Genomic DNA, 10425 nt, shown 5'->3' with positions numbered 1-10425 from the left:
TAATGGACCGGAAAATCATAGTCGGCGAACCCAGTTTATGCAGCGGATCGTCGCGTTTGTGCGGCACTAGCGCATCAGCGTGCGATTGGCCTATAACCCACCCTATCATAGCAAGTACAATCCCATCGAGCGCTGTTGGGGTGTTTTGGAGCAGCATTGGAATGGTAGTTTACTAGAGAGTGTTGACACACTCATGCGCTTTGCTGCTTCGATGACTTGGCGCGGCAAGCCTCCTTTGGTGCACTTGGTTGCCCACACCTATCAGACAGGTGTTCGTTTAAGCCAGAAAGCGATGTCTCTTGTTGAAACTCGGGTATGCCGTCTCGCGGGTTTGGAAAAGTGGTTTGTCACAATATGGCCAAGTGCAATGAACCATGGAACTCTTTAATTATTGAAGATCCCTAACATGTTAGTAGCCCCTCTTCCCGTGAGCTTGCGAACATGAGGGGAAGAGGGGACGGAGCGAGGCACGAGCATCCTGGGGAGATGGCCTGAAGCCGGGGAGAGGGCTCCCATCGGGTAGAATCGCGTTCATGGCTGTGCGAAAGATTGTGGTGCTGGGCTCGACGGGCTCGATTGGGACGCAGACGCTGGATATTATCGAGCGCCTAGGGCCGGAGCGGGCGAGCGTGGTGGGCCTTGTGGCCTGGCGCGACTCGGAGCTTTTGAAAGAGCAGGCGCGGCGCTGGGGCTTGCCAAGCGAGCGTGTGGTATCGGTGGAGCGCGAGGGCAGCGAGGCGATGACGCGGCTGGCCGTGCTCGATGAAGCAGATACCGTGGTCATGGCGGTGGCGGGCGCGGCAGGGCTGGCGGCGACGCTGGCGGCGTGCAAGGCAGGAAAACGGGTCTGTATCGCGACCAAAGAGGTACTCGTGGCCGCCGGGGAGCTGGTGACGCAAGCGGCACACGAGGGTGGCGCGGTGCTCCTGCCGATTGACTCCGAGCACTCCGCGCTCTTTCAGTGCCTGGCGGGCTACGACTACTCCCAGATTGACAAGCTGCATATCACGGCGTCGGGTGGGCCGTTTCGCACGTGGGACAAAGAGCGTATCGCCAACGCCACCGTGGAAGAGGCGCTGAACCATCCAACCTGGCGCATGGGTGGCAAGATCACGATTGACTCCGCGACCCTGATGAACAAGGGGCTGGAGATTATCGAGGCGTGCTGGCTTTATGGCGTTGGTGAGGAAAAAGTCGAGGTCGTTGTGCACCCGCAGTCCATTATCCACTCGTTTGTGGAGCTGCGCGACGGTGCACTTTTAGCCCAGCTCGGCCTGCCGGACATGCGTCTGCCGATTCAGATCGCCCTCTTGCACCCTGAGAAAGTGGACACTGGAATCCCGCGCCTCTCGCCCACCCAGATGCGCGACTTGACTTTCGAGGCACCCGACCACGAGCGCTTTCCCGCCATCACGCTGGCGCGACAGGCCTTTCGGGCGGGTGGCACGGCTCCGGCAATTCTCAATGCCGCCAACGAAGCTGCTGTCGGGGCGTTTCTAGAGGGCAAGCTGCGCTTTGGCCAGCTCGCCACCGTGGTTGCCGATGCACTGGGTAGCATTTCCGCTACGGAAGCGGATACACTGGAGAAAATCACCTCCGCTGATGCGTCGGCGCGCCGCTTCGTGAGAGAGCACTTTTAGGAGAGAACCTTGCTGCATAACCTGGAGACCCTGCTAACATGGGCGGTACTGTTTGGTATCTTGATCTTTGTCCATGAGCTGGGCCATTTTTTAGCCGCCAAGCTCTTCAAGTTCAAGGTCTATGAGTTTGCCTTTGGGCTGCCGTTTGGGAAAAAGTGGCGCTATTGGTACGACGGTGAGACCGAGTACACGATTCGTGCTGTTTTGCTAGGGGGCTTTGTAGGCTTTGCCGAGGCAGATGCCGACGACGAGACCCGCGAGAAGCAGATGGCGTTCTTCAACGCGAAACCGATCTGGCAGCGCTTTCTGGTGATCCTAGCGGGACCGGTTGCTTCCTTTCTATTGGGCTGGCTTGCCTTTGTGGTTCTGGTAGGTGTGCAAGGGGTCGAGCTACCTGGCCCCCAAAAGCTCAGAGTTGTCGATGGCGGGGCTGCCGCGATGGCAGGACTACGCTCTGATGACTTGCTCATCAATATCGCGGGTAAGCCTGTCAATGACTTTAACGGGCTGGTGAAGCAGGTACAGGCCTCGGAAGGTAAATCCCTTGATATTGAGGTTCTCCGTGACGATAAACCCCTCACGCTGGTCGTTCAGCCGCGTGAGCAAGTGGAAGGCAAGGAGAAAACCTACAAAATCGGGGTGAGTCTCAGGCCGCGCACACGCCCCGCACAGCTTGGCGAGGTTCTCGGAGAAGCCAACCGAATGACGGGCACCTTTCTCTCCGAGCTGAAGAAACTGGTGGGTAAGCCGCGCGAGCTGAAGAAAAATGTCGGTGGCCCGATTGCCATTGCAGGAGCCGTTTCAGATGTCGTGAAGTGGGACTGGGAGGATCGCCTACCAGGCTTGTTGGGGCTCATGGGGCAGCTCTCCCTCTCGCTCTATGCCGCCAATCTGTTTATCCCGATCCCTGTCTTTGATGGCGGGCAGATCGTCCTGTTAATTATTGAGGCGATTCGGCGCAAACAGCTCAGCAAGGAGCTGCAGATGGGTGTGGCGCTGACCGGCTGGGCATTAGTTCTCGTGCTCTTTGTCAGTATCACCTTCAACGATATCCTCAAGCTTCTGGGGAGAGGCTAGCAGCGATGAAGTCAGCCGAGGTCATAGAGCCAGCAGTACCAGAGATGAGCTTTGAGGAGTTTGTTGCCTGGTGTGAAGCGAATCCCTATCATGACGAAAACGGCATTGATCTATCGCATCTTCGTGAGAACTTAAAATTAACACCAAGAGAGCGAGTAGAAAAACTCCAACGAGCTGTCGCGATGGTTGTGAAAATCCGACCGCTTAACTCGCGACAAAAGTCATGATTGAGCAGATTCCACCTGAGTTCTCACAAGTGCTTCAGGATTTGGTCGCGTTCGAAATCAAGTTTGTGGTTGTTGGTGGTTTGGCTCTAAGCTTGCTCGGTGGCGATCATTTCACCTACGACATAGATATCTCACCGGTTCCTGATCTGGCGAACCGAGAGGCTCTGATCGTGTATTTGAAAACTCTCCATGCGCGGCCACTGGGAATTCCTCCAAGCCAGAACTTCCAGATTTCACCTCGTCATCTTGAGATTGGAAAGCTTCGATTTCTGAACCTGAAGACGGATTTGGGAGACATTGATATTCTTCCTCTCCCTGCCGGTATTGATTCTTTTGAAGGACTCTGGGAGCGTTCACTGGAGCTGGATATGGGTGGATTCAAGGTGCGAGTGGCCTCGCTGGAAGACTTAGCGGCGATGAAGCGGGCGGCGGGACGAACCAAAGATAAGCTTCACTTACTGGAAATTGAAGCGTTGATTCGACTTCGCGATGAGGAAGGTCTAAGTGCGACTTAAACGAAATGGGTTTCTGCTGGTTCTTCCCTTGCTGGGGCTGACAGGGTTTGCGCTGAAGCAGCCGGAGGTGTCGCAAAAGGTGGAGACGGTGCGTGATCCTGCGCCACATGAAGTTGTCCTGCTGGCAGGCGGCAGTCTTGCGCTGGTGACCGAGCGCGGTACGGACTCCGTGGCGCTACTCAATCTTGCGTCGGGGATGGTGCTGGCGCATGCCTTTGTAGGTGATGAGCCGTTCTGCGTTGCGGCGAGCGCCAATATTGCCGTGGTGACCAACTACGGCTCCGATTCGCTGAGTGTTCTCACTATTTCGGGCGATAAGCTCACGGTTGCCGCGACCATTGCTGTGGGAGATGAGCCGCGTGGGGTTGCGCTCAGCCGTGATGGCAAGACCGCCTATGTCGCGCTGGCGGGAGAAGATGCTGTCGCGGTGGTAGATCTTGCGACTCGTAAAATTCTCAAGCGCTTGCCGACCGGGCTGGAGCCCTGGCATGTGGCGCTCACGCCCGATGGGAAGCGCCTCACCGTGGGTTGCACACGCGCCCGAACGCTCTCGGTCTATGCACTCCCTAGTGGCGAAGAGCTCTACACCGTGCCGCTAAATGGTCGCAATGTGCGCCATATTGGGATCTCGGCCGATGGTAAACAAGCCTTCGTCCCTTTTATCAACGAGCGGCGCTTTCCCGCAACCAAAGACAATATAGACCGGGGCTGGGTAGTCGGCAATCGCTTGGCCCGTGTTCCGCTCACCGAAGACGGGCCGCGTGAGGCGATTGCGCTTGACACGCAGGGTGATGCGCTGGGGGATGTGGATGGCTGCACGATCTCACCCGATGGCCAGACAGTTGCATTGACGGCAGGCGGGACGCACGAGCTAGTGCTCTTCTCCAAGATCGAGGGACTTCCTTTTGTGGCCTTTGGTGGCCCCGAGGACTATCTAGAGCCCGAGTCGGTGCAGCGAATTCGGCGCATCAAGCTCGGCGGCAGACCGCTGGGAGCACAGTTCTCGGCAGACGGCAAGCAGCTCATTGTCGCCAACGACTTTCTCAATGCGGTTCAGGTGGTGGATGTTGCCTTGGGGAAGGTCACCAAAACCATCACGCTAGGTGGCCCGAAAGCGCCGTCACAAGTTCGTCAGGGCGAGCAGCTCTTTCATGATGCCAAGCGTTCGTTTCACTCGTGGTACTCTTGTGCCTCGTGCCACACCGAGGGCCACACCAACGGCGGCAACTTTGATACCTTCAATGATGGGAGCTACGGCAAGCCCAAGAAGACCCTAAGCCTGCGTGGTGTCGTCCAGACCTCGCCCTACACCTGGCACGGCTGGCAGAAGACCCTGCGGCAGGGGGTTGTCGAGTCGTTCACCAAGAGCATGCAGGGTGAGGAGCCCACGACCTCTGAGATTGAGGCGGTCGAAGCCTACTTAAAGTCACTCGACTGGAAAAAATCGCCGTTTCCGACAAACGCTGCCGGACTGAAAGTCTTTGTCACGAAGGGGTGTGTAAGTTGCCATGGTGGCACGAACTACGCCACGCCAACCGTCACAAAAGCGGGACTTGAGGAGACGGGTGACGCCTACGAGGGCTACAACCCGCCGACTCTGCGCAATGTCTACAGTCGTGCTCCGTATCTTCACGACGGGCGGGCTCGTACGCTGGAAGACGTTCTGACCAAGCACCACCGCCCCAGCCAACTCACTGGCCAGCCCGACTGCACGCCGCAAGAGCTAAAAGACCTTGTCGCGTTTCTAAAAAGTTTGTAAAGTGTAGCCAGTATGGCGACAACTATTGAACCCGTCACCCCTGGCTACTACCAGAGTGATTTGCGCAAGCTTTCCTTTTCCGAATTACGCCGGTTTGCGCTAGGAGGAACCCTTGGCGCGGTCATGTTTTCTTTTTTGCGCTACACAATCAAGGTGCCACCTGAGGGAAACTACCTCCCGATGCATTGGCAGGATCTTGTTGTGGCACAGGACATGCTCTCAAATCGTGCTGTTCAGACTTTTGGGCCAAAAATCGCCGAGCTGGAAGCATTGGGGTTTACCTTGGTAGCCTACCACAGGCTCTTCAAGCATCTTTTCCCGTTGCAAGTAGATAATGGAGCTGCCTATTTTCTTCATTCAAGTGGGAACTTTGTTGCGTCTCTGCCATGGACAGTCAACCGTCAGCCAGCTCCGATGATCGGTGAGAAAGAAGTTCTAGCTAACTGGTTTTTTACCGCTTGCCCATCTGGAAAAGTAGTCTCCGTCAGTAACACAGGAATGTACATGGATCCACCAGCTCCCCGTGAAGTCGTTGCTCTCCCAGGAATAAGTACACAAGAACTGTGGCAGCGGATTCAGAAAGAACGTGCACGGCTGGATGCTGCTGGGGAAGGCACCAAGAAATTCTCTGATGTGGCCACGCTGGAAGAACACTACAACGAGCAAGAGGCATTGACCTATCATGTGCAGGTCAATGTCCGCAAAGTACTGGTGCGCCTCACCGATGCCCAAGTAGCTCAAGGTGAGCAACGCTTTCTCTGAACTACTCTCGGGCACTGAGGGGCAGACTGGCCATCGCGTAGCAATTAGGAGTGTGTGACATCTCCCTGGGAGACCGGCTAGCCCCCGAGGGAGCGGAGACCGTGTGCGGCGGCACTGGCCGGGATGCCGTCCGTTGTGGTGGGGACGGGGGCGGCTGTTGGAGCGCTTTGAGCCGTGACGACAGGAGCGGCGACTCCAAGGCGGCGCAGGGCATCGTGGGCATAGGTGGTTTGGAGGCCGTTGGGGAAACGCTGGATCAGCTCGATATAGAGAGCCACCGCTGCCGACTTATCCGCAGATCCCTGCTCCTGTAGCCTTGCTTTTCGCATCAAGGCGAGCTCGCCATCACGGCCACGTGGGTCGTAGAGGAAGACACGCTGGTAGAGCTGCTCGGCAAGCGCGTAGTCTCCCAGGCTCTCTAGGCGACTGGCCAGACGCAGCAGAACTGCCGCAGGAATCGCTCCCGGCTCGCTTGCCAGATTCAGTGCCATCCGGGCGACGGCATCGGGCTCGTCACTGCCAATGAGAACCTGAGCACGCTTCACGAATATCTCACGAATGTTGGAGTAGTTGACACTCTGAGCGCTACTTTCCGAGCTACTGATGGCGGAACTCATCGCTTTACGGCAGTAGGTAAGCACCAGCTCTGGGTTGTTGGGATCGCGCTCGACGAGGGCCTCCAGCTCATGGGTGGAGAGTATCGAGTAGTCGCCGCGAACCTCCGAGCGGATAGACTCTGCCTCGGAGGCTTCCTCACTGTCGCGCTCTTCACGGAGAACCAGTGGCACCAGGGCTCCCAGAACTGCTCCGGCAAGCCCGCCCAAGGGCACCAGCGCTCCCTGGATTCCTTGCTTGAGGGTGATCCCAGAGAGGATTAGGGTTATCAGCAGGTAGTAGAGTGCCACCCAAATCCCCTGCCAGTCCCCTGCGGATTCGGAGTCCCCGGTTGCAGCTCGCAGGAGGCCAAGACTGGGAAAAATCTTGATGCGCGCAAAAGGAAAGAGGTAGATAAAGGCCCCGATACAGCCAAACACGCCGCCGATTTCCCCCAGTGCCTTGGGAGCAATCCCGAGCCCAACTGCCAGACCATGGCTACTGACTCCCCCGATAAAGCCTGCCAGTAAAAAAATCAGCAAGAGCTTCACAGGTCCGAGTCGGTTTTCTACGGCACCTCCGAAAACCCAGAGGAGCAGGCCATTAACTAAGAGCTGTGCAAGGCTTGCATTTTGAAACGGGGCACTTGCCAAACCGAATGGAGAGAGGGAGGAAGTGAGCAAAAAACACACGCCACTGACAACGATGAGTGCGATGGATGCGATAGGGAAATTTTCGAGAGGTGTTTTGGCGCGGTAAGGGATCATGTTGAGTTCTGTTCTGCCCTTGCTAGACGATGATAATGCTTCGTCGAGATGACTTATATACTTACAGATTGTACGGATAGATTCCTTGTTCCGACAAAAATTGTTTCTATGTCTAAATTTTAGAGGGTGTTTTCCGGGACGCTATGGCACTGGCGGCAACGGGCTTCGTAGTGCTCTGTGGCTCCGATGAGGACGATAGGGGCGCTGGCGGGGGCAGGCATGCCGTTGAGGAGCCGCTGAGAGCGAGCCGCATCGCTCCCACAGACGGCGCAGATGGCTCGTAGCTTGACCACGTCATCTGCGACGGCGATTAGCTGGGGCATGGCACCAAACGGCTCCCCGCGAAAGTCCATGTCCAGTCCGGAGACAATCACGTTTTTTCCCTCGTCGGCGAGGGCTTGGCAGACGGTGAAGATGCCCTCATCGAAGAACTGCGCTTCTTCAATCGCAACAACCTGGGTCTCAGGGGCGACGGAAAGATAGAGTGCGGCGCTATTTTCGATGGCATGGGCCTCGTGAAGAGCACCGTTGTGGGAGCGGATCACGGTGGCTGGGTCGCGGGTGTCGAGGGCGGGCTTGAAGACCTGGACGGTGCGCTTGGCGTAGAGCGCACGACGGACGAGGCGGATCAGCTCTTCGGTCTTGCCGGAGAACATCGAGCCGCAGATTACAGTCAGGGAGCCGGTAGGCATACCGGCCATTTTACCGTACCGCCGTCGGAATCCCCCCGATTGGAACGGGGAGACTGGAGAGCCTTTGGCTACAAAGGGCGTGCCGCCCATACCAAACAAACGCAGTATGGCCGAAACGGCCTTCGTAGCTTTAGCTCTCCAGCACCGCCGCTCCAACCGGCGGTGCCTCTAGCGAGAGTAATGCTTCTTTTCTTGCCAGCCCGCCGCCGTAGCCCGTGAGCTTTCCGCTGGCTCCGATAACGCGGTGGCAGGGGACGATAATCGAGAGGGGGTTTTTCCCATTGGCCAGCCCCACGGCGCGGGAGGCGCTTGGGTTGCCGATGCGCCGTGCCAGCTCGCCGTAGGAGATCGTCTGGCCGTAGGGAATTTTTATCAGCTCCGCCCAGACGCGTTTTTGAAACGCAGTACCGGTGGGGGCGAGGGGCAGGGAGAACGTGGTGCGCTGACCGGCAAAGTACTCGGCAAGCTGGGTGGCGGCTTTCTGGAAGATGGGGAGCGTGGGCGATTCTTCCCAGTCGGTCGTCATTTCTGGCGCATGGCGGTGGTCGGGGAGCAGGTAGATGCCCGTGAGCGCCTCGCCATCGGAGGTAAGCCGAAGTGTGCAGAGTGGGGTTTCCTGCTGCGTGAAATAGGTTGTCATAGAGGTTTCTCCGTGTCGTTGGTTTCGAGCGAGCGCCAGAGGTGCATCACGGCGTAGGCACGCCAAGGCTGCCAGCGCTCGGCGTGGGTGAGGATGGCCTTAGGCGTCGTCAGTCCGAGGGCTTTCTTGACTCCTAGGTCGGTGTGGGGAAACGCGTCGGGCCAGGCGAGGGCACGCATGGCAATGTACTGCGCCGTCCACTCACCGATCCCCGGAAGTGCTTGGAGCTGCGCAAGCTTCTCGGGGATATTGCCGCCGGGCTCTAGGTTCAAGCGGCCCTCAGAGACGGCCTGAGCCAGTGTGAGAATGGCCGTGGCGCGTGACTCTAGAATGCCGAGGGCGATCAGCTCATGCTTGGAGGTTTGTGCGACCCGCTCCGCCGTGGGGCTGAGGTGTGTGAGCGCTGTAAAAGGGGTGGCAATAGGCTCTCCTAGCGCGGCCACAAAGCGGCTGGCTAGGGTCGTGGCGGCTTTTACACTGACCTGCTGTCCCAGAATCGCACGTACGGCTGTCTCAAAGCCATGAAATGCACCGGGAACACGCAGTCCGGGGCAGTTTTCGGCAAGCGCTCCAAGGTGTGTCGCGATGGGGAGGGGATCGGCTGTGAGATCAAAGAGGCGTTTGACGCGGGCCAAGGTTTGGGGAAGCGCTAGGGCGAGCGAGTGCGAGAGGGTAACCTGAAGCGTCTGCTCCGTTGCCGCGACTTTTAGCCAACCGGTATGTTCGCCGATCTGCACCGTGCGGCAGTAGGTCTGGTCGAGAACTGCCTCCACACCAACCAGAGTGCGGTGCGAAAGAAACGCGAGAAGCTCACTCCAGGCAAACGGCTGGTGGAAACCCAAGCTCACCGTGAGTGTCTCCACCTCCGTCCGGTTCGTGTTGCGACGAAGATCCGTGGGCGTCAGCCGGTAGCGCTCCTGAAAGACATGGTTGAAGCGCCGGACGCTCGCAAAGCCGCTGGCAAAGGCGATCTGGGTGATGGGCAAGTGGGTGTCAGTGAGGAGGCGCTTGGCAAGTAGCAAGTGCTGAGTTTGGGCCAGCGCGATGGGGGAGACTCCAAAGGCACTCACGACCACACGCCGCAGGTGCCGCTCACTTACCCCTAGTTCCTCGGCTAGCTCCGTCATGGATTTTTCGGAGAGAGCGCCATCCTCGATCCGGCTCGCCGCTCGCCTCGCTAGCTCTGCAAAAGCATCCACGGAGGCGATTGTATTTCCGGGAGCCAGCTCGGGGCGGCAACGCAGGCAGGGGCGAAATCCAGCTTGCTCCGCGCTGGCGGCATGGGGGTAGAACGTGCAGTTCTCTTCCTTGGGGGTCTTTGCCGGGCAGACGGGACGGCAGTAGATTCCTGTTGAGCGCACGCCCACAAAGAACACCCCATCGAAGCGGGCATCGTGGGTGCAGAGCGCCTGGTAGCACGCGTTCGCATCTAGAGGTTCCATAGTCTGTAGTATGCCGTGTTCTCGCGTAAGGCACTCGCCGTTTTCGGACAGGAAAACAAGAAGATTTTTATTGACTTTACGGTTCCGGGTCGTGCATACTCTTTGTAGTGTTTGGAGTGGAGGGCGGAGTTACAATCGTTAGCCTTTCAAACCTTCGGGTTTGAGCCACGATGTTTCGTCGTGGTGGCCGTAAAGCTCGCTTTACATCACCGGTCGCCGATGCGACTCAGCGCAGTGCGTACTAATACGCACCTGTTCGACGCGCTGAGGAGCCTGCGGCCACGCCCAACAGGTGCGTATTAGTACGCAC

General features: G+C 57.9%; 10 protein-coding genes. 6 read left to right on the top strand and 4 right to left on the bottom strand.

Annotated features, from left to right (window positions below; all coding sequences use genetic code 11):
* The first annotated feature begins 79 nt into the window (after positions 1–79).
* The 6 genes from RMO15_RS33280 to RMO15_RS14155 all read left to right on the top strand — a co-directional run bounded on the left by RMO15_RS33280 (position 80) and on the right by RMO15_RS14155 (position 5980).
* On the top strand, positions 80–388 hold the full coding sequence (locus tag RMO15_RS33280) for a hypothetical protein (protein WP_369016113.1): 309 nt from the start codon (positions 80–82) through the stop codon (positions 386–388).
* A 145-nt stretch (positions 389–533) separates the two neighbouring features.
* Positions 534–1640 (top strand): 1-deoxy-D-xylulose-5-phosphate reductoisomerase, encoded by a 1107-nt coding sequence (dxr, locus tag RMO15_RS14175; protein ID WP_309713832.1) that lies wholly within the window; start codon positions 534–536, stop codon positions 1638–1640.
* A 9-nt stretch (positions 1641–1649) separates the two neighbouring features.
* Complete coding sequence (locus RMO15_RS14170; RefSeq protein ID WP_309713829.1) at positions 1650–2717, top strand: M50 family metallopeptidase; 1068 nt, start codon at positions 1650–1652, stop codon at positions 2715–2717.
* Between the two features lie 223 nt (positions 2718–2940).
* Positions 2941–3459 carry a nucleotidyl transferase AbiEii/AbiGii toxin family protein gene (locus RMO15_RS14165; RefSeq protein WP_309713826.1) on the top strand — a complete coding sequence of 173 codons (519 nt, stop codon included), beginning with the start codon at positions 2941–2943 and terminating at the stop codon, positions 3457–3459.
* The gene (locus RMO15_RS14160) at positions 3449–5218 is read left to right on the top strand and encodes a c-type cytochrome (RefSeq protein ID WP_309713824.1); all 1770 of its coding nucleotides are present in this window, start codon (positions 3449–3451) and stop codon (positions 5216–5218) included. The genes RMO15_RS14165 and RMO15_RS14160 overlap by 11 nt, the downstream gene beginning before the upstream one ends.
* A 12-nt stretch (positions 5219–5230) precedes the next feature.
* On the top strand, positions 5231–5980 hold the full coding sequence (locus RMO15_RS14155; protein WP_309713819.1) for a hypothetical protein: 750 nt from the start codon (positions 5231–5233) through the stop codon (positions 5978–5980).
* 77 nt (positions 5981–6057) lie between these two features.
* On the opposite strand, the gene RMO15_RS14150 is transcribed toward RMO15_RS14155, so the two are convergent.
* From RMO15_RS14150 to alkA, 4 genes are all read right to left on the bottom strand, one after another.
* Positions 6058–7341, bottom strand: a complete 1284-nt coding sequence (locus tag RMO15_RS14150; RefSeq protein WP_309713815.1) for a rhomboid family intramembrane serine protease — start codon at positions 7339–7341, stop codon at positions 6058–6060.
* A 119-nt stretch (positions 7342–7460) separates the two neighbouring features.
* Positions 7461–8033: a thymidine kinase gene (locus tag RMO15_RS14145; protein WP_309713812.1), complete on the bottom strand. Its 573-nt coding sequence runs from the start codon at positions 8031–8033 to the stop codon at positions 7461–7463.
* A 130-nt stretch (positions 8034–8163) separates the two neighbouring features.
* Positions 8164–8673, bottom strand: coding sequence for a methylated-DNA--[protein]-cysteine S-methyltransferase (locus RMO15_RS14140; RefSeq protein ID WP_309713809.1), 510 nt, complete (start codon positions 8671–8673; stop codon positions 8164–8166).
* Positions 8670–10115: a DNA-3-methyladenine glycosylase 2 gene (alkA, locus tag RMO15_RS14135; RefSeq protein ID WP_309713806.1), complete on the bottom strand. Its 1446-nt coding sequence runs from the start codon at positions 10113–10115 to the stop codon at positions 8670–8672. The genes RMO15_RS14140 and alkA overlap by 4 nt, the downstream gene beginning before the upstream one ends.
* Between the last annotated feature and the right edge of the window lie 310 nt (positions 10116–10425).

The sequence above is a fragment of the Armatimonas sp. genome (assembly GCF_031410135.1).
Lineage (GTDB): Bacteria > Armatimonadota > Armatimonadia > Armatimonadales > Armatimonadaceae > Armatimonas.
This window is presented reverse-complemented; position numbering and strand designations above follow the sequence as displayed.